This window comes from Empedobacter sp. EJD.6dd (assembly GCF_057369435.1).
The window spans coordinates 2,469,166-2,489,872 of record NZ_CM170667.1 but is presented as its reverse complement, the minus strand read 5'-3'; the positions used below and the strand labels follow the sequence as shown (position 1 = coordinate 2,489,872).

The window sequence follows — 20,707 nt, the reverse complement described above, 5'->3', positions numbered from 1 at the left end:
ACGACAATACATTGAATAATAAAATAGAAGAAGCGACAAGTATTCGCTTTTTTGTTAATTTTTTTAACGTTATTTAGAATTTCTGATTATCCTCTACGTACTTAAATCCTTGATTATTGAATAAAATGTACGTTTCTAAATCGTCTGTAGCTTGCAAACCGTTTTTCGCTGTTAACGAATCGCCTTCGCTGCTAATTAAGTAAACTTCTTTCGATGTATAAACCGTTTTATTTTTCTTATTCCAAAATAATTGTTCGCTTTTCAACGAATCACCTTTCTCATTTACGATAATTACATTCCCTCTACCCTCGTAGATTCCTGTTGCATCGCTCAACTTTGCCCAATCTGCCTGAAAATAACCAGGTTTTACACTTCCTTTTTGATAAAAGTCAAGGTCTACACCTTTTCTAAAAATCGTGTAAGGCGAATCTACTGTTGTAAATTCTTCGATTAATGGCGAACGGACATGCATAGAAATTCTTCCCGAATCTTTATTTATGATATTCGCGTTGATAAGTGTACGAGTAGGAAATTCTACTTTCTTTTTATTGAGAGGAGGAAGTTCTTTTTTACAAGAAAAAAGCAAAACGAAAATGCTAATTAAACCAACTACAAGACTCGGTTTAATTAAAACTTTTTCATTTGCTTTTTTATACAATTTTTGTTTGTCCAAAATTAGTCAATAACTCTTTTTCTAAACCAAATATCGTTAATATCAAATCCAACTTTTACGCCGAAATAATTCTCTTTGATTAAGTTGTTTGCTGTTTTTCCTTTTTGTCCGTATTCTAAAGAAACATTCATCATAGAACCATCGTTTTGTTTTCCGATAGGGAAACCAAATCCTAATGTTGCTCCATATGCATCGATATCTGTTCCGTAAATAGAATATTGAGCTGATTGATAATACATACCTGCACGGTAAGTTACACGATTAAAATAACTTTTGTAACTGTTATAATCAGGAATCCAATATCCACCAACCGCTAAACGTACATTGTTTTTATAATCAACACTTGAAGACATTGTAGAATTTTGACCTTCTAAAGGTTGAGAAAAATCTTTCCAACTGTTATATTTTGCTTCAATTGCTAACGACCACGTATTATCTTTAGAGTAAGCTGCTCCTAATGTGAAAATTTGAGGAATCTTAGTCTTACCATTATCGATTCTTGTAATCGAAATTGTATCTAAAGAAGATTGTGTAGTTCCTATGTAGCTATATGTTGTTGTAAGATCTGTAACGTCTGTTCTTAGGTTAGTTCCTAAGGTATATGTTGCACCTACATACAAGTTATTTACTTTACCAATTTTCTTCGTATACATTGATCCTAAAGTAAATTGAGCACCACGATAATTAGATTTATCACTATAATCTACAGCTAAGCTCGCTCCATCTACAGCTAAGATCTCATTACGTTGCAATTCACCAAATAAGTAATTAACACGTAAGCCTAAAGAAAATCCTTTTGCAAGATTTCTCGAATAAAATGCGTGAATACTATTCAGACCTCCATCACCTTTCATTTGAGTTGTTTGCTTGATATCATTTCTTTCAGATGTATTCATAATATCATATCCTAAAGCTGTGTAAGGTTGAAAGCCTACCCCAAAGCTTCCTTTTTCTCCAACAGGAAAAGCTAATGATATATTAGAAACATTAAAACGACCAGCGCTTTCTTTATCTGTTCCAGATTTGAAATTATAATTTGTTCCACTTCCACTTGCGTTGAAAGTTGTCATACGCAAATTTTGGTTAGCTGCCGGATTCGAAAAGTTTGCACTTTGTCCGAAAGGATTCGTAGGAACTGTTGAAATACCGCCCATACCAGCTTGTTCAGTATTATTATCAAATAATTGTTCTCCTACTCCGTAAGCCGAATAAGGTGAAACTGATATTGATTGAGCTTTTATTGTTACCACGCTAAATAGTGATAAACTACAAATAATCCACTTCATTATGAATGTATAATAGAATTCTAAGACGCAAATATGATGATTTGTTGCGAATTGTAAAAATTAGATTGCAAAAATGAGCTGTTAAATCTCTATTAAAATATTAAAAGGTCATTTTTTTTGTAAATATAAAAATATTTTAAAATTTATTTCTCGGTAAATGAACAAGATAGCTTTTTAGGTTAAAAAATAATTTAAATAATGTTTGGTAGAATAGATTTTCGCTCTATATTTGCATCACAATTAAGGCGGTGCCTTAGCTCAGTTGGTAGAGCAAAGGACTGAAAATCCTTGTGTCCCTGGTTCGATTCCTGGAGGCACCACTGCTTAAAACCTCAATCAAATGATTGAGGTTTTTTTTATTAAAAATGTTTTTGTTAAATAAAACTTAAAATATTTTTAATAAAAAAAAACCGATACAAAATTTGTATCGGTTTTAATAATTTTAATACTAATGTTAAGCTTGTTGCGCTTTAATTAAGTTTAATGCTGAACCTGCTTTGAACCATTCAATCTGTTGTGCATTGTATGTATGATTCGCCAAGATTGTATCTTTAGAACCATCTGCATGTACAAACTCTATTGTCAATGGTTTACCTGGTGCAAATTCTGTTAAGTCAATAAAGTTAATTGTATCATCTTCTTGTACTTTATCATAATCTGCTTTATCTACAAACGTCAACGCTAACATACCTTGCTTCTTAAGATTTGTTTCGTGGATACGTGCAAAAGAACGTACTAGTACCGCTACAGCACCTAAATGACGTGGTTGCATTGCCGCATGTTCACGAGAAGAACCCTCTCCGTAGTTTTCGTCACCAACTATTACAGAAGGCACCCCTGCTGCTTTATAAGCACGTGCAGTATCTGGCACAGGACCATATTCGCCTGTTAATTGATTTTTAACAGAATTTGTTTCTTGATTGAAAGCATTTACTGCTCCAATCAATGTATTATTCGAAATGTTATCTAAATGACCACGGAAACGTAACCAAGGACCAGCCATAGAAATATGATCTGTTGTACATTTTCCAAAAGCTTTGATTAATAATTTTGCTCCTATAATATTTTCACCATTCCAAGGTTTGAAACCTTCTAATAATTGTAAACGCTCTGATGTTGGATTAACAATAACTTCTACACTTGAACCGTCTTCAACTGGCGCTTGATATCCGTTATCTTCATAAGCATAACCTTTACTTGGCAACTCTTCTCCTTTTGGTGCATCTAACATTACTTCTTCTCCATTTTTGTTGATTAATTTATCCGTCATTGGATTAAAATCTAATCGACCTGAAATTGCAATAGCAGCAACCATTTCTGGAGATGTAACAAATGCATATGTATTTGGATTACCATCTGCACGTTTTTTGAAGTTACGATTGAATGAGTGAACAATTGTATTTTTTTCTTCTTTATCCGCACCTTCACGATCCCATTGACCAATACATGGACCACAAGCATTTGTAAAGATTACTGCATCTAAATCCTCAAATGTTTTGATTAAACCATCGCGATCAGCTGTGTAACGAACAACCTCAGAACCAGGATTAATTCCGAAAGATGATTTTGCTTCCAAACCTTTATCTAAAGCTTGTTGCGCAATAGAAGCCGCACGTGTTAAATCTTCGTAAGATGAGTTTGTACAAGATCCTATTAATCCCCATTCTACTTCTAATGGCCAACCATTTGCAGCTGCTGTTTCTTTCATTTTAGAAACTGGTGTCATTAAATCTGGTGTAAAAGGTCCATTCATGCGAGGTTCTAATTCCGACAAATTAATTTCAATTAACTGATCATAGAAATTAGCTGGGTTTGCATAAACTTCATCATCTGAACGTAAATAAGCTTTATGTTGATTTGCTGCATCTGCAACATCATTACGATCAGTTGCTCTTAAATATCTTTCTGAAGCATCGTCATAAGCGAAAATAGAAGTTGTTGCTCCAATTTCTGCACCCATGTTACAAATTGTTCCTTTACCTGTTGCTGACAAAGATTCTGCTCCATCTCCAAAATATTCAACAATAGCTCCTGTTCCTCCTTTTACGGTTAAAAGTCCAGCAACTTCTAAAATAACATCTTTAGGAGAAGCCCAACCGGATAATTTACCTGTTAATTTAACTCCAATTAATTTTGGCATTTTCAATTCCCAAGCCATTCCAGACATTACATCTACAGCATCAGCACCACCAACACCAATTGCAACCATTCCTAATCCACCAGCATTTGGCGTATGAGAATCGGTTCCAATCATCATTCCTCCTGGAAATGCATAGTTTTCTAAAACTACTTGGTGAATAATACCTGCTCCTGGCTTCCAGAATCCAATTCCATATTTATTTGAAACAGATTCTAAGAAATTAAATACTTCTGAAGATTTATTAATTGCTTCTTGTAAGTCTGTTTTTGCGCCTACTTTAGCTTGAATCAAGTGATCACAATGCACTGTAGAAGGTACAGCAGTTTTTGTTTTACCTGCTTGCATAAATTGCAATAAAGCCATCTGAGCAGTTGCATCTTGCATCGCAACACGATCTGGCGCAAAATCCACATAAGAATCTCCTCTTGTATAAGCTTCTGTTGGTTGACCTGCAAATAAGTGAGCATATAAAATTTTCTCTGAGTACGTTAAAGGACGACCAACGATAGTTCTCGCAGCATCTACACGTTCTTGCATTTTAGCATAAACGCCTTTAATCATATTTATATCAAATGCCATAATAATTGTTTTTATTTTATTGGTTTAAATTCATCAAAAAACATACCCCAATATAATGAATTATTTAATATTTAACATCTCTAAACAGTTAATAATCTTATTTAAATCAATTCTAACTTATTTAATATTAATATATAAAAAAACGAGGCCATCTTAAAGACAACCTCGTTTTGTATGTTAAATTCTACGAACAATTAGTTCATTGAAATAGGTTTGAACTTTGTTAAGTTGATACCTTCTACAGCTGCTTTGTACTCTTCGATAGAAGGAATACGTCCTAAAATAGCTGATAAAACAACTACAGGAGTTGATGCTAATAAAGACTCTCCTTTTTTACCATCGCGGTCCTCTACCACACGACCTTGGAAAAGACGTGTAGATGTTGCCAATACGGTATCTCCTTTTTCTGCTTTTTCTTGGTTACCCATACAAAGGTTACAACCAGGACGCTCTAAGTACATAATGTTTTCGTATTGTGTACGTGCTTCTGATTTTGGTAATAAGTCGCTAAACTCAAATCCTGAGTATTTTTGTAACATTTCCCAATCACCTTCCGCTTTCAATTCGTCGATGATGTTGTAAGTAGGTGCCGCAACCACTAAAGGCGCTTTAAATTCAACTTTACCGTTTACTTTTTCTACGTTACGTAACATTTGAGAAACGATTTTTAAATCGTCTTTGTGTACCATACAAGATCCTACGAAACCTAAATCTACGTGTTTATCACCACCGTAGAAAGATAAATCGCGAATAACATCGTGTGTATAACGTTTAGAAACATCCGCATTATTTACGTCTGGATCGGCAATCATTGGCTCTTCGATAATATCTAAATCAATCACTACATCAGCGTAATATTTTGCATTCGCATCTGGTTGTAAAGCTGGTTTAGCACCCGATTTAATTTCTTCGATACGTTTGTTTGCTTTATCAATTAACCCTTGTAATACTTGATTTTTGTTATCCATTCCTTTCTCGATCATGATTTGGATACGAGATTTTGCAATTTCTAACGATTGGATTAATGTTTCATCTTGAGAGATACAAATAGATGCTTTTGCTTTCATCTCAGCAGTCCAGTCTGTAAATGTAAAGGCTTGATCTGCTAATAAAGTACCGATATGAACTTCGATGATACGACCTTGGAATACGTTTTCACCATCAAATTGTTTCAACATTTGCTGTTGCGTAGCATGAACCACATCACGGAAATCCATGTGTTGTTTCATCTCTCCTTTGAACGTTACTTTCACAGATTCTGGAATTGGCATAGAAGCCTCACCAGTTGCTAAAGCTAAAGCTACCGTACCTGAATCGGCACCAAAAGCAACCCCTTTAGACATACGTGTATGAGAGTCACCACCGATGATAATCGCCCATTCGTCAATCGTGATATCATTTAATACTTTGTGAATAACGTCTGTCATTGCATGATATTCCCCTTTAGGGTCACGAGCAGTAATAACACCGAAATCATTCATAAATTTCATCAATTTAGGAATATTCGCTTGCGCTTTTTTATCCCAAACTGAAGCAGTGTGACAACCTGATTGGTAAGCACCGTCAACCGTTGGAGCGATCACTGTAGCAGCCATTGCTTCTAACTCTTGTGATGTCATCAAACCAGTTGTATCCTGAGAACCTACGATATTTACTTTCACGCGAACATCAGAACCTGCATGTAAAACTTTTCCTGGAGTAGATCCAACCGCATTGTTGTTAAAAATTTTCTCTACAGCAGTTAATCCCTGACCGTCATTTGAAATCTCTTTTGAAGGAGCGAAAACTATAGGAGCTTCGATACCTAAAGTTTGAGCAGCAAATGTTTGGATTTTTTTACCAAAAACGATTGCGTAAGAACCTCCAGCTTTGATGAATTCCATTTTTTGAGGCGTTAATGATCTTGAAATATCAATTAACTCTTGGTCTCCGTTGTATAATTTTTGAGTTTTTGTATTGATTGTTAAAACAGTACCTGTAGCAACTGAATACACTTCTTCTAAAACAGGATCACCCGCTTCGTTACGCACAACATCCCCATTTGCATCAACTTGTTTTTTCCAGTTTTTCAAGTCAATTCCAATACCTCCAGTTACATCAACAGTCGTTAAGAAAATTGGAGAAATACCGTTTGTACCCGCAACAATTGGCGCAATATTTACGAAAGGAACGTAAGGCGATGCTTGTTTTCCTGTCCATAAAGCCACATTGTTCACCCCTGACATACGAGAAGAACCAACACCCATTGTACCTTTTTCAGCGATTAACATCACAGAAGCATCTGGATGTTGTGCTTGCAACGCTTTGATTTCAGCTTGAGCAGCTGGCGTAATCATACATTGACCGTGCAATTCTCTATCCGAACGAGAGTGCGCTTGGTTACCTGGAGATAATAAATCCGTAGAAATATCACCTTCAGCAGCGATGTACGTTACCACTTTAATTTCTTCTGCAACAGCAGGTAATTCTGTAAAGAATTCTGCTTTTGCATAACTTTCTAAAATATCTTTTGCGATTGCATTTCCAGCTTTGAAAGCATCAGCTAAACGCGCTGTATCTGCATCGTATAAGAAAACTTGTGTTTTAAGAACTTCAGCAGCTTGCTTTGCAATTGCTTCGTCATTTCCTAAAGCCAAATCTAAAAGAACCTCAATAGATGGTCCTCCTTTCATGTGAGATAACAATTCGAATGCATAGGTTGGCGTAATTTCAGCAACTGTAGCTTCTCCTAAAATAATCTCTTTTAAAAATTTTGCTTTTACACCTGCAGCAGAAGTTGTTCCCGGCAATGTGTTATAGATAAAGAATTTAACAGAATCCTCGCGGTATTCGTTGTTAACATCTTTAATTTGATTAATGATTTCACTTAGTAATTCTGCACCATCAATTGGTTTTGGATGTAAACCTTGACCTTTTCTTTCTTCAATCTCGTTAAGATACTCTTGGTAAAGACTCATAATTATCTATCTTTTCTTTTTAATATTAAAGATTGTTTAAAATCAAGCTACTTGCACCTGACTTCATCCAATCAAAATGAATTATATAATAACACTTCGCTGTATCGTTACTTCTTATGCAAAAATTTTTCAAAAAAAATCATTTTTGGCATAGGTAACCACTGTTATCAGAATACAAACTAAGTATGTAATTTTTTAAAGAGGTAATTTTTAAAACATTAACTATCAAATACTCAATAAACAAAGGGCTTTGAGCTAAATTTAATATTCTAATGATTACGTTAACAATCAACTAAACAATTAGATGTTTAGATATAAATTGATACACAAAATTACGTTTATGATAATGATTTTTCATCAAAGGATGATATATTTTAGTTATATTTTAATAATTTAGAATTATTATAAAAAAGGTCTAAATTTCACTTTAACAATGAATTAAACGTAAATAAATAGAAGTTAAAAATTAATCGGTTCTTAAAATATCAACTTCATAATTTTAAGGTCTTTTTTTTACGAAATTGAATTATTTACATTCTTTAATAACTATTCAATAATCAATCTTTCGAAATACTATCAATCATCTAAATATTCTCAAAAATCAATTGAAAATATTCAATATGAATAAATATTTATGAATATTAATAATTATACAAGTTTAATGAAATATTATACAAGTTTTTATTAACTTTGCGCCCTTAATTCATTATTATAGATATGAAACTTTGGGACAAAGGTTTTACCATTAATGATAAAATCGAAAAATTTACTGTTGGGAAAGACAGAGAATTAGATGCTCATCTCGCTAAATACGATGCTTTAGCGTCGAAAGCGCAAGCAAATATGTTGGCAAAAACCGGTTTGATTACCAATGAAGAAAACGATGCTTTACAAATTGCTTTAGATGAAGTTTTGGTTTTAATTGCTGAAAATAATTTCGAGGTTGACGATAATTACGAAGATATACATTCAAAAATTGAAGCTTATTTGATTGAGAAAACTGGCGATGCTGGAAAAAAAATTCACGTTGCACGTTCTCGAAATGATCAAGTTTTAGTTGCGATTCAACTTTTTGAAAAAGAATATTTAAAGCAAACTACAGAGAAAATTGTCAATTTAATCGATATTTTCTTACAAAAAGCGGATGAATTTAAGAATCATCAATTACCTGGTTATACTCATTTTCAGGCTGCAATGCCAAGTAGTTTTGGAATGTGGTTTTCGGCTTATGCAGAAAGTTTATTGACAGATTTATATTTTTTCGAAGCGGCTTACAAAATTTCTGACCAAAATCCTTTGGGTTCTGGAGCTGGATTTGGAACAAGTTTCCCTATCGATCGTCTTCAAACAACACAAGAATTAGGGTTTTCAGAAATTTTAGTTTCTTCAGTTGGTGCTCAAATGCTTCGTGGAAAAACAGAAAAATCTGTAGCAACTGCTTTAGCTATGATTTGTGGAACCTTATCTAAAATGTCTTATGATTTGGTTTTATACAACTCGCAAGATTTAGCCTTTGTTAAGTTACCAAACGAAATGACAACAGGCTCATCGATTATGCCTCACAAAAAAAATCCAGACGTTTTTGAGTTAACACGTGCGCATTGTAATAGAATTCAAGCTTTGCCAAATGATATTATGATGACGATTAATAATCTTCCAAGTGGATATCACCGTGATTATCAAATTTTGAAAGAGATATTATTCGAACCAATGATGCAATTTGATAATATCATTGATATTTTGACATTTGCGATTCCTCAGCTTCAAATTAAAGATAACTATATGAATCAGGAAAAATACGATCCAATTTATACAGTTGAAAATATCAATGAAGCCATTAAAAACGGAACTCCTTTCCGTGATGCTTACAAGGAAGTTGGTCTTTCTGTAGAAAACGGAACTTATATTCCACACAAAGAATTTCAGACTTCGCATATAGGAAGTATCCATAATTTGAGATTAGATTTAATTTCAAATAAAATAGAAAAATTCAAATTAGAGGCTCAAGTTTTAAAATAAATCAAGCTTTAATGATAAAATCAATCCTCAAATCTTTATAATTTGAGGATTTTTTTATTATTATAATTTTAGAATTTCGGTAAATTTCAACGTTTAAAATATTGATATGTTGATTTTTGTAAATTAAAAATTGATTTACAAAATAATTACAATTATTTTTTATTATATCAAGTCAAAATCATTCTAACTTTGACTCATCAAATAACAAATTTGTTTAATCGATTAAAAATTAAAAAAATGAAAAAATTTTTCGCAGTAGTTGCAGTAGCAGCTTTATCATTAGGAGCAGTATCTTGTGGAGAGAAAACTGAAGAAGCACCAGTAGAAGAAGCACCAGCAGTTGATTCTTTAGCAACAGCAGCTAACGATTCTGCAGTAGTTGATTCTACAGCAGTTGCTCCAGCAGCAGATTCTACAGCAGTTGCTCCAGCAGCTGACTCTACAGCAGTAGCTAAATAATTAAAGCGAAGCTAAAATATAAATGCGCTTAACTAAGTTAAGCGCATTTTTTATGTTTAATAATTAGATGAAACTAAATAATTGTTCCATCAAATTTTCCTGATTGTATTTTTCGGTCTAATTCTGCTTGAATATCCTCCAAAACTGGACGAACAGTAGATTCTGGTATATCCGAAACCCGAATATACATTAAACCATCAATTGCGTCATTAAACTTTGGATCGACATTAAATGCGATTACTTTCGCATTTTGTTTGATGTATTTTTTAATCAAAACTGGTAATCGTAGCATATTTGGTTCAAGCTCATCAATCAGTTTATCAAATTTATTTAAATCTGCTTCAGATTCATCGAAAATAAACTCTTTATCTTCTTCTTTTAATTTGACTTTATATTCGTTTTTCGCTCTCACATACTGCGCTACAGTTGAATCGTAATAGTGAGATTTCATAAACTCAATCATTAATGATTTCGAAAAATCAGAGAATTGATTACTGATACTTACCCCTCCAATAATAAATTTTTGATTTGGATTTCTCAACGTTACATGCACAATTCCTCTCCATAATAAGAACAAAGGCATAGGTTTTTGCTGATATTCAGCCGAAACAAACGCTCGTCCCATTTCAATACATTTTTTGAAGAATGGATGAATTTCTGGATCGAAATTAAATAATTCATGTACATAAAATCCATTGATTCCATATTTTTCGTATACTTCTGAACCAATTGCCATACGATAAGCACCTACAATTTTATTTGTATCCTTATCCCACAAAAATAAATGGCGATAATGATTATCAAAACGATCAAGATCTATTTCGTCATTTGTCCCTTCACCAATTGCACGGAATGTAATTTCGCGTAAACGACCAATTTCTCTTAAAATATTCGGAATTTGTTGCGCTGTAGAAAAAAAACATTCGTAATTATTATTCGTAAATAATAATGCTTCTTCGTCTTTGCGTAACACTTCAATATCTTGTGCTAATAACTCGATAGGTGTTTCAGCAATAATTTCTTTGACCTTTTTACTAGAAGAAGATAAGCTTGGTAAATTCGGAATTTTTAACTCAATATTCGTTGGACTTTTCAGAACTTCTGTTAAACTTCTTTTCTGTTTATAGTAAGAAGAAAGCATGTAGGTTTTCTTTCTCAAGAATGCAGAATAATCCTCAATCGTTGCATGCTCATCTTGCTGTTTTTGTAAAATAGGTTTTCCAATACGAATTTGAATTGGACGAGTTCTCTTTTTCATCATTTCAGCAGGCAACATTGCTGTCTGAAAATCTGGATGAAACTTTGCCACTCGATAAAATATATTACTATTTCTAGCTCTAAAAAACATTGGAACCACCGGAACTTTTGCTTTTTTGATCAATTTCATTGCAGATTCTTGCCATTCTCTGTCAATAACTCGTCGGTCATCATCTCGAAATGAAACTTCACCTGCAGGAAAAATTCCCAAACAACCTCCGTCACGTAGCAGCTTCAACGCATCGCGCATTCCCGAAAGACTATTATAAGCATCTTTACGTGTTTCGAAAGGATTAACAGGAATAATCATCGGTTCTAATGGTTTAATTTTTTGCAATAAAAAATTACCCATCACCTTGAAATCTGGACGAATTTTTGACATAAAATGCATCAAAATAATTCCATCTAAAGCACCAAGCGGATGATTAGAAATAATAATAAATGGACCTTCTTTTGGAATACGTTTCAAATCTTCTTCGTGAATTTCATAATCCACTCCCAAATCATCAATTAAATAATCCAAAAAAGGTTCGCATTGTAAATGTTTTCCACGATTGTACAAATCATTTAACTGATCTATACTGAAAATTTTTTTCAATGCCCAAGCAACAGGCTTTCCTAAAACTCCTATTTTAGAAAGACCTGATGCTGAATAGATATCTTGTGTCGTAATTAAACTCATTTAAGCCTTAACAACTATTTGTAATGTTTCACGTACAGTTTGACGTAATAGTTCTTTTTCTTTTGATACAACTTGATCAGAATCTGCCTCAAAATGACGAATCGTGTACAATAAAACATTGTTTTCTTCTTGTACTTTAAATGCTTCGTTCATATCTGCAACAAATTGATCTAAATTATTGTATTTATCCTCTAAACATAAAGATAATGAAATTGCTGAATTTTGCATTAAATTTACTTTAATTTGATAATCATATAGTTTGTTGAAAATTCCACTTAATTTATCTTCTGTAATAAAAGAGAAATCTTTACTTGATAAACGCACCAAATTTTGCTCTCTTTTCAAAATAAAACATGGTACTTTCGGATCTAATGGTTGACCTTTTGCAACTTCTGTTCCTGCTTCGTTAGGATTGATAAACGATTTTACGAAAAAAGGAATTTCTTTTTGTTGAAGTGGTTGCAATGTTTTTGGGTGAATAACAGACGCACCATAATAAGCTAACTCAATCGCCTCTTCGTAAGAAATATGATGCAACAATTCTGCATTATCAAAGTAACGTGGATCAGCATTTAACACTCCAGGAACATCTTTCCAAATTGTCATACTTTCTGCATTCAAACAATAAGCAAAAATGGCAGCAGAATAATCTGAACCTTCACGACCTAGTGTTGTTGTAAAAAAGTTTGGATCAGAACCTAAGAAACCTTGCGTAATGAATAAACCTGTTTGCGGTAATTTTGAAATACTTTCTTCTGTTAACGTCCAATTTACTTTTCCTTCTCTGTAGGTATGATCTGTTTTGATATAATCGCGAACATCTAACCATTCATTATTTAGATTTATCGAATTAAGATACATGCTGATAATTTTAGTAGAAATCAATTCTCCACAACATACAATTTGATCGTAAACATAGCTGTAATTTGGTGATTTATTACGTCTTAAAAACGAAACGATATCATCAAAAAACTGAGAAATTTCGTTCGAAACCTCATCTGCATTATCAAACAATTCTGTTGCTAAATCAACATGTTGTTTTTTTACATCACTAATCGTTTTCTCGAAATCATCCTTTTCAAAATAGCGTTTGACTACCTCTTCTAATGCATTTGTTGTCTTGCCCATAGCAGAAACAATGATACATGTATTTTCGTAACCAACAGATTGCAATAAGTCTGCAACATTTCTAACGCCGGCTGCATCTTTTACTGACGCACCACCGAATTTGAAAACTTTCATTTCTATAAAAACTTTTTTTGTAAATATTTAACTTGCAAATATAACCAAACTACAACTTATATCTTGACCGAATTTAATTAAAATGAAAAATTAATTTTAATGATGATTTTCACGTATTTAGATTAATTTCAAACGTTTGAAATGGTTATAAATTGAGTTTTTATTCCGATATTTGGACAGCAAAACATACTTATGAACACAAATTCTCATCAAACTCTTGGAGAGTTTATTATAGAAAATCAAGCAGACTTTATTTATTCTACTGGAGAACTTTCTCGACTACTAAGTTCTATCAAACTTGCAACAAAAGTTGTTAATTACAAAGTAAACAAAGCAGGTTTAGTTAACATTTTGGGTGAATTTGGAAACGAAAACGTGCAAGGTGAAAAACAGCAAAAATTAGATGTCTTTGCAAACGAAACTTTTATTGATACTTTATCTCAACGTGAAGTTGTTTGTGGAATTGCATCGGAAGAAAACGAAGATTTTATTGCAATTAAAGCTGGAGAAAATTCTAAAAACAGTAAATATGTTGTTTTGATAGACCCTTTAGATGGTTCATCTAATATTGATGTAAATGTATCTGTAGGAACTATTTTTTCTATCTATCACCGAGTTACAGAGCCAGGAACACCAGTAACGAAAGAAGATTTTTTACAACCTGGAAATAAACAAATTGCAGCAGGATACGTAATTTACGGAACTTCTACTATGTTAGTTTACACAACAGGAAACGGCGTAAATGGATTTACATTAAATCCAGGAATTGGAACTTTCTATTTATCTCATCCAAATATGTGTATTCCAGAAGATGGAAATATTTATTCGGTGAACGAAGGAAATTATGTAAAATTCCCACAAGGTGTTAAAAATTATATCAAATATTGTCAGGCAGACGAAGAAGATCGTCCTTATACATCTCGTTATATAGGTTCTTTATGTTCTGATTTTCATAGAAACATGTTGAAAGGAGGAATTTACATTTATCCATCTGGAACGAACAACCCGAATGGTAAATTACGTTTGTTATACGAATGTAATCCGATGGCATTTATTGCTGAACAAGCTGGTGGTAAAGCTACAGACGGTTTTCAGCGTATTATGGATATCGAGCCAACAGAATTACACCAACGTATTCCGTTCTTTTGTGGATCAAAAAATATGGTTGAAAAAGCAGAAGAATTTATGCGTCAAGCAGAATCAAACTAAGTATTTTCAAATTATTATCAATAAAAAAATCCGCTCAATGAGCGGATTTTTTTTATTCTCTAAATTCTATTAAGGAATTGCAATTCCTGGATAATTTCCTGGATATACTTTTCTTAATGTAGAATGATATTTTTGATTAATTGCATCAACAAACATGTTTGCTACAATTGCATAACCATTTCCTGTTAAATGAACTCCATCTAATGAGAACGCTCCACCAGAAACGAATGTTGTTGTATATGTTTGACCATAGTATTTAATTCCTGAAGCTGAACTTAATTTCTTCATTTCAGAATATGCATCAACTAAAGCTAAGTTATAAGCTGTTGCTAATTCCGCAATTGCTGCATTGTATTTAACCACAGCTGCTTCTGCTTTTGCTGTTTCTTTTGCTGTTAATACATAATTATCTGTCATTGGATAACTAACACCAACTACTGCTAATTTACCAGCCTCTTCTTGAGTTAATCCTAATTTCATTAATTCTGCAACTCTATTTGTGTCAACTTTTCCAATTACAGAAGAAGAAGTTAAAACCAATAAATCTTTCGCTGTTGCTTGACGAGCTTGACCATAAATCATTCCGAATAAAGTTGCTTTTGCAGCTCCAATTTTAGGAGTAAGTGCAGCGGTAATCGTTGCTGATAAATCCGCTAAATCTTTATCTTTAATTACAACCGCACTCGCAGCTGTTTTAGAAAAAGAAATCTTTCTATCTGAAGCACCAACCGCATCAAATACCTGATTTAATCCAGCGTATGTCGCATTTAACTCATCAATCATCGGAGCAAAACTTGGGTTTACTGGTGATAATGGCGCATATGGTACTGTTGTAAAATATGGAATAGATGTTACAGAAGGAATATTCGCAATAACTCCTTTTGCTCCTACCGCTGTTAAAGCTTTTAATCCATCATTAATAGTAGATTTTACCACATTTACATTAGAGATATCAGAACTTCCGTAGGTTCTTGGATCAACATTATTTGTTTCATTATGATCTACTCCAACTCCACCAGATGTCGCATAACCTAACACATCATTATTCCCAATCCAATAAGAGAAAAATGTAGGCTTTTGATCTACAGCTTGTTCAATTACAGATTTTGACCCGTTAGAAAAACGAACAAAATATGGATTTGCAGTACCTGCTGACAAACCTGCTGCACTTCCATAACCAGGAGCAACTAAATGGTATGATTTTGCTCCAGGAACACCCATATTTTGGTAAGGTCCTGCTGCTGCAATATTATCTAAAGCTGCTCCTGCTGTACTAGCAACCGGAGTTAAAGCTCCATTAACAATTGTAAGATTTAATTTCCCTGGAAAACCTGGTAAATTTGAAAATCCACCAACATCATTCGGCATATAAGGGATTTTAAACTCTCCTCCACCTGCAGCTTTCATCAATCCAGCTAACATATTTGGGTAAGAATTTTCTTGTCCAGATCTGTACAATGCATTATCTCTATAACCAGAAGTTAACGAGTTTCCTAATGCGATATATGTTTTAAAATTAGCTTCTCCTGCTGTTACTTGGATATCTTCGATTGGGTGTTCAAAATCTTGATCACAACTAAACATCGTAGCAGCTAAAGCAACTAAAACTATTTTATTTAAATGTTTCATTTTGTAGTGTTATTTAAGGTTATACGTTAGTCCTAAACCAAAGTTAATTGCACGCATCTTAACATCTCCAGAGAAATTTTGTTCGATGTTATCAATATGTCTTTCATCACCTTGTACATAAGATCCAAATAGATCTAAATAAAATCCATTGTTAAATTTAAATCCTACTCCAGCAGAAACAGAATTCAAGTTAGAACTAGGTGTTTCAGAAGACCAATATGCACTTGGCACTGGAGATTTATCGTGGTAATAACCTACACGTCCAACTATCATATCGCTGAATGTATACTCAGCTCCGAAACGGAATAATGTATTGTCTTTCCAATTCTTTTGAGAAGATGAAGTATAAAAAGTATTAGATGCATCATTATATAAATTAATATCTAAACTTTTATAACGAGTCCAGTTTTGCCAAACTACATCTCCAAAAAGTTCTAATTGTGGTAAAACTTTGTACGACATTCCAAATGTAAATTCAGATGGCAATGGTAAAGTAGTATTCCATTTATCGGTATTGAAAGGTACATTAGAGGCAATTCCTGAAGGAACATTCATCCATGTCACATCACCTTTGTTTGCAGAAACATCTACATTAGAACGATAAGCAATACCTACACCAAATTTATCTGTTGGTTTGAACATTGCTCCAACATTAAATCCTAAACCATGAGCATCTTTATCTTCTAAACGAAGTTTAATATCATTTCCAGCAACAGTTTGTACTTTTTCTAATTTAGCCGTTCCATGTGTATATATAAAACCAATACCTAAACTAAACCAATCAGAGAAACGATAAGCTACAGTTGGTTGAATATTAAATGCTTTTAAATCAATATGCGTAATATTCGCTTTATTTTGCCAATCTTCTGGCCAAGTTACCGAACTACCGAATGGAGTTGTTACACTAATTCCTACTGCTAAATCATCAACAGGTTTGTAACTCACAGCCAAATACATTGGTGTTCCCAACTTACTATCTGTTTCTGCTTTTTGTAAAGTTGTTGGATCTTGCCATTTCACGTCGGTTTTTACACCAAAACCTCCAACAGCAATACTTAATTTACTATCTACAAAAGCTAATCCAGCAGGGTTATAAAACGCCACACTCGCATCACGAGTTTGCGTTGCAGAAGTCCCTCCCAAAGCAGCTTGGCGAACTCCTTGTAAAGCAACACGGTAACCTCCTGCAAATGCAGATGTAGATAAACCGATTAATGCTAATGTTAAGAAAATTTTCTTCATATTTTTTGTTCGTTTTTAATAATTCCTTTTAACAAAAATAACATAATTTTATAATAATGTTATGTTAACATAATAAATTTTGAAAAATACTTTATACTTAAGGCTTTAAGCCAGAATAATATTCGTGTAAGATTTACACTATTGATAAATTTCTTTGATTTTTTCAGCTATAATATAACCTTCAGACCAACAAGCCTGAAAATTGAACCCTCCTGTAATTGCATCAATATTTAAAACTTCTCCCGCCATAAAAAGATGAGGCATCTTTTTCGCTTGCATCGAATGAAAATCGATTTCTTTCAAATCCACTCCCCCAGCAGTTACAAATTCATCTTTAAACGTGCTCTTCCCATTAATTTGGTAATTTCCTTGTGACAATTCCGTTGCGATAGATTCGATATGTTTTTTAGACAAATCAGCATAAACTTTGTTTTCGTCAATCTTGCAATAATTCAGGATACTTAACCAAAAACGTTTAGGAAAATCGAATGGATTATTTTTATGTACATTCTTTTTTGCATCAACTTGTTTTTTATCATTCAAAAATGAAATCACTTCATCTTTTGATTGATTAACAAAATTGATTTCAGTTTCGAATTTATATTGAGTATCATTCAATTTCAAAGCACCCCAAGCCGACAATCTCAAAATCGCAGGACCGCTAAATCCCCAATGTGTAATTAGCAATGGACCTTCTGCTTCTAATTTTTGTTGATTAATCTTAACTTCTGCATTTTCAAAAGAAATCCCCATCAAACCTTCTATTCGTGGATCTTTGCAATTAAACGTAAACAAAGAAGGAACTGGTTGAACGATTTTCAATCCTAAATTCTTTAAACTCTTCCAAAATTTTGGCGTACTTCCTGTTGTAATAATAACCGTTTCAAAAAATTGTTTTCCTGATTTTGTAATCAATTCATAACCCCCTTCAACTTTATTGATTTCTTGTACGCCTTCCGAAAAATTAAGTTGAACTTTATTTTGATCAACTGCTTTCGTTAAAGCTTCAATTATAGAAAGTGACGAATCGCTAACAGGAAAAATACGGTTATCGTCTTCAATTTTCAATTCAACTCCACGTTCATCAAACCATGCCATTGTATCACCTGGTTGAAATGTATAAAAAACACTCAGTAATTCTTTTTTTCCGCGAGGATAAAATTCTACCAAATCCAAGGGATCAAAACATGCATGTGTCACATTACATCTTCCTCCACCTGAAATACGTACTTTTTGTAGTGGTAAATTTGCTTGTTCAAACAATACAGTTTGTTGTCCTACAGTTTTTCCAAGGTTTGCTGCAACAAAATATCCTGCTGCACCACCTCCTACAATGGCTATTTTTTTCACGGGGCAAAGGTAAAGTTTTATTTTTAACAGAAATTTTAATCAAAAAAGGAAATGTTTTCACATCTCCTTTTATACTTTTTGCTCGTGAAAAACGAACAAAGGCGTAATATTTTTGTTTGCAATTTTCTTTGTAAAACCAGGTGAAAATATTTTATCAAAGAATCCTTTATTACGACTTACAACCGTTAACAAATCAATTTCTTTTTCTTTAATAAAATCTAATACTGCATTCACAGGATCTGCGTCATTATAAATTTCGAAAACAATTGGATCTCCTGCAAATTGATCTTGCCAATCTTTCATTGCTTGTTGATTATACTTTCCGTCTTTTGAGACATGCATACAATGTATTTTTGCATGATGACGATTCGCTATTTCTATCAAATATTTCAAAGCATCTTTATCTTTTTGATCGAAAACAGTTGTAAAACCAATATTTTTAAAGCCTTTAAATTGCATTCCCTTTGGAATACTTAAAATCGGAATTTTCATCGAAGTAATCGCATTAATAGTATTCGAGCCAAATAACATTTTCTCTATTCCTGTATTTCCATCTGTTCCCATTACGACAAAATCGACACTTTCTTCTCCGATAATTTCGCGTAAAATGTATAAGAAATTTCCTTCCTCTAAAATAAATTTGATTGGAATTTCATTCAAACCATTTTCATCAGCAATTTGTCTTAGCTGCGGAATATTATCTTTAAAATTATCAAAACTTCCTAATTCTACCGTTTCGTAAACATTTTGAATTAACCCTGCACTCAAACTACCAGTGATCATCGGTAATTCGTAAACATGCAATACATAAACCTGCGCATCTATACTTTTTGCAAGATTTAGTGCATAAAGAAACGCATTATTGGCAGTCTCAGAAAAATCTGTTGGGAACAATATTTTTTTCATCTTTTCGTGTTTTGTACTCAAAAGTTACGAATTATTTTAGTTCAATACGAAAAAAGCTCAATCTATTTCAACAGATTGAGCTTTGTATAGTCAATATAAATTATTTTATTCGTGGAAAACAAATAGTGGAACTTTGTTCTGAGATAGAATTTTTTTGGTAAAACTTGGTGAAAATAATTTTTCGAAGAAACCTTTGTTTCTACTAACCACTGTTAACAAATCTATTTTTTCTTCTTTTATAAATTCTAAAACGGCATCTACAGATTCATCTGCTGTATAAATAGAAAAATCTACAGGTTCATCTTTATAATATTCTTTCCAATGATTAAGCGTTGGAATATCATAATTACCATCTTTCGAAACATGCAAACAATGTACTTTTGCTTTATAACGATATGCGATTTCTGTCAGATAGTCTAATGCTTTTCGATCTTTATCTTGAAAAATTGTTGTAAATCCAATACTATTTATTCCTTTGTATTTATAACCATTTGGAACACTTAAAACAGGAATTTTGAGATGTTTGATTGCATTCATCGTATTTGATCCAAAAAGAACTTTATCAAAACCTGTATTTCCTGTAGTTCCCATGACAATAAAATCTACTTTTTCGTCTTCAATAAAAGTTGGTAAAACATAAGATAACATTCCTTCTTTGATGAAAAATTTAAGATCTATATTGCCAAAACCATTATCCTCCGCCATTTTTCTTAGAAAAGGAATATGATCTTTTAAGTTCTCAAAATTATTTAGTTCAATTGTATCATAAACATCTTGCAAAATTGTGGCGTCAATCCCTCCACTCACCATCGGATATTGAAATGCATGCAAAATATACAATTCAGCATTTTGATTTGCTGCCAAATTTAGCGCATATAAAAAAGCGTTATTTGCTGTTTCTGAAAAGTCAGTTGGAAATAATATTTTTTTCATAATCTATCTGTTTAATAGCTTTTTAAATATACGAAATAAAAAAAGAACGATTTTTAATTTGATGTTAAATCTTATTGTTTTTTATTATTTAAGTTGATTAAAAATATTATCATTTTCGTGTAAATTCTAATCCGTAACTTTGTA

The 20,707-nt window shown here is 32.8% G+C and carries 14 protein-coding genes and 1 tRNA gene; 4 read left to right on the top strand and 11 right to left on the bottom strand.

Annotated features, from left to right (window positions below):
• Nucleotides 1-73 precede the first annotated feature (73 nt).
• Both lptC and bamG read right to left on the bottom strand, forming a co-directional pair.
• Nucleotides 74-658, bottom strand: a complete 585-nt coding sequence (gene lptC, locus AC2I98_RS11755; protein WP_486411862.1) for an LPS export ABC transporter periplasmic protein LptC — start codon at nt 656-658, stop codon at nt 74-76.
• Nucleotides 659-675: 17 nt separating this feature from the next.
• Nucleotides 676-1,959 (bottom strand): BamG family beta-barrel-assembly machinery protein, encoded by a 1,284-nt coding sequence (gene bamG / locus AC2I98_RS11750; RefSeq protein WP_486411861.1) that lies wholly within the window; start codon nt 1,957-1,959, stop codon nt 676-678.
• A 247-nt stretch (nt 1,960-2,206) separates the two neighbouring features.
• Here bamG and AC2I98_RS11745 point away from each other — a divergent pair.
• Nucleotides 2,207-2,279 (top strand) — tRNA-Phe (locus AC2I98_RS11745).
• Nucleotides 2,280-2,413: 134 nt separating this feature from the next.
• Here AC2I98_RS11745 and AC2I98_RS11740 read toward each other — a convergent pair.
• Nucleotides 2,414-4,678: an aconitate hydratase gene (locus AC2I98_RS11740; RefSeq protein ID WP_486411860.1), complete on the bottom strand. Its 2,265-nt coding sequence runs from the start codon at nt 4,676-4,678 to the stop codon at nt 2,414-2,416.
• 194 nt (nt 4,679-4,872) lie between these two features.
• Nucleotides 4,873-7,635, bottom strand: a complete 2,763-nt coding sequence (locus tag AC2I98_RS11735; RefSeq protein WP_486411859.1) for a bifunctional aconitate hydratase 2/2-methylisocitrate dehydratase — start codon at nt 7,633-7,635, stop codon at nt 4,873-4,875.
• Nucleotides 7,636-8,352: 717 nt separating this feature from the next.
• Between AC2I98_RS11735 and argH the strand changes: the two genes are divergently transcribed.
• Entirely contained in the window at nt 8,353-9,654 is a 1,302-nt protein-coding gene (argH, locus tag AC2I98_RS11730) for an argininosuccinate lyase (RefSeq protein ID WP_486411858.1), read from the top strand.
• Between the two features lie 237 nt (nt 9,655-9,891).
• A complete protein-coding gene (locus AC2I98_RS11725; protein ID WP_486411857.1) occupies nt 9,892-10,113 on the top strand; it encodes a hypothetical protein in 222 nt (73 codons plus the stop codon).
• Between the two features lie 73 nt (nt 10,114-10,186).
• On the opposite strand, the gene AC2I98_RS11720 is transcribed toward AC2I98_RS11725, so the two are convergent.
• On the bottom strand, nt 10,187-12,052 hold the full coding sequence (locus AC2I98_RS11720; RefSeq protein WP_486411856.1) for a GNAT family N-acyltransferase: 1,866 nt from the start codon (nt 12,050-12,052) through the stop codon (nt 10,187-10,189).
• Entirely contained in the window at nt 12,053-13,294 is a 1,242-nt protein-coding gene (locus AC2I98_RS11715) for an aspartate kinase (protein ID WP_486411855.1), read from the bottom strand.
• 192 nt (nt 13,295-13,486) lie between these two features.
• Between AC2I98_RS11715 and fbp the strand changes: the two genes are divergently transcribed.
• The gene (gene fbp, locus AC2I98_RS11710; RefSeq protein WP_486411854.1) at nt 13,487-14,503 is read left to right on the top strand and encodes a class 1 fructose-bisphosphatase; all 1,017 of its coding nucleotides are present in this window, start codon (nt 13,487-13,489) and stop codon (nt 14,501-14,503) included.
• Between the two features lie 69 nt (nt 14,504-14,572).
• Here fbp and AC2I98_RS11705 read toward each other — a convergent pair whose 3' ends face one another.
• The 5 genes from AC2I98_RS11705 to AC2I98_RS11685 form a co-directional block, all read right to left on the bottom strand.
• A complete protein-coding gene (locus AC2I98_RS11705; protein ID WP_486411853.1) occupies nt 14,573-16,132 on the bottom strand; it encodes an SGNH/GDSL hydrolase family protein in 1,560 nt (519 codons plus the stop codon).
• 9 nt (nt 16,133-16,141) lie between these two features.
• Nucleotides 16,142-17,374 carry an OmpP1/FadL family transporter gene (locus tag AC2I98_RS11700; RefSeq protein WP_486411852.1) on the bottom strand — a complete coding sequence of 411 codons (1,233 nt, stop codon included), beginning with the start codon at nt 17,372-17,374 and terminating at the stop codon, nt 16,142-16,144.
• A 138-nt stretch (nt 17,375-17,512) separates the two neighbouring features.
• The gene (locus AC2I98_RS11695) at nt 17,513-18,724 is read right to left on the bottom strand and encodes a BaiN/RdsA family NAD(P)/FAD-dependent oxidoreductase (RefSeq protein WP_486411851.1); all 1,212 of its coding nucleotides are present in this window, start codon (nt 18,722-18,724) and stop codon (nt 17,513-17,515) included.
• A 69-nt stretch (nt 18,725-18,793) separates the two neighbouring features.
• The gene (locus tag AC2I98_RS11690; protein ID WP_486411850.1) at nt 18,794-19,630 is read right to left on the bottom strand and encodes a universal stress protein; all 837 of its coding nucleotides are present in this window, start codon (nt 19,628-19,630) and stop codon (nt 18,794-18,796) included.
• 105 nt (nt 19,631-19,735) lie between these two features.
• A complete protein-coding gene (locus AC2I98_RS11685) occupies nt 19,736-20,563 on the bottom strand; it encodes a universal stress protein (protein ID WP_486411849.1) in 828 nt (275 codons plus the stop codon).
• Nucleotides 20,564-20,707 lie beyond the last annotated feature (144 nt).

Bases quoted from the DNA above. Each gene is read 5' to 3' on its own strand.
- bamG (WP_486411861.1), bottom strand. From the start codon at position 1,959: ATGAAGTGGATTATTTGTAGTTTATCACTATTTAGCGTGGTAACAATA.
- AC2I98_RS11740 (WP_486411860.1), bottom strand. From the start codon at position 4,678: ATGGCATTTGATATAAATATGATTAAAGGCGTTTATGCTAAAATGCAA.
- AC2I98_RS11735 (WP_486411859.1), bottom strand. From the start codon at position 7,635: ATGAGTCTTTACCAAGAGTATCTTAACGAGATTGAAGAAAGAAAAGGT.
- argH (WP_486411858.1), top strand. From the start codon at position 8,353: ATGAAACTTTGGGACAAAGGTTTTACCATTAATGATAAAATCGAAAAA.
- AC2I98_RS11725 (WP_486411857.1), top strand. From the start codon at position 9,892: ATGAAAAAATTTTTCGCAGTAGTTGCAGTAGCAGCTTTATCATTAGGA.
- AC2I98_RS11720 (WP_486411856.1), bottom strand. From the start codon at position 12,052: ATGAGTTTAATTACGACACAAGATATCTATTCAGCATCAGGTCTTTCT.
- AC2I98_RS11715 (WP_486411855.1), bottom strand. From the start codon at position 13,294: ATGAAAGTTTTCAAATTCGGTGGTGCGTCAGTAAAAGATGCAGCCGGC.
- fbp (WP_486411854.1), top strand. From the start codon at position 13,487: ATGAACACAAATTCTCATCAAACTCTTGGAGAGTTTATTATAGAAAAT.
- AC2I98_RS11705 (WP_486411853.1), bottom strand. From the start codon at position 16,132: ATGAAACATTTAAATAAAATAGTTTTAGTTGCTTTAGCTGCTACGATG.
- AC2I98_RS11700 (WP_486411852.1), bottom strand. From the start codon at position 17,374: ATGAAGAAAATTTTCTTAACATTAGCATTAATCGGTTTATCTACATCT.
- AC2I98_RS11690 (WP_486411850.1), bottom strand. From the start codon at position 19,630: ATGAAAAAAATATTGTTCCCAACAGATTTTTCTGAGACTGCCAATAAT.
- AC2I98_RS11685 (WP_486411849.1), bottom strand. From the start codon at position 20,563: ATGAAAAAAATATTATTTCCAACTGACTTTTCAGAAACAGCAAATAAC.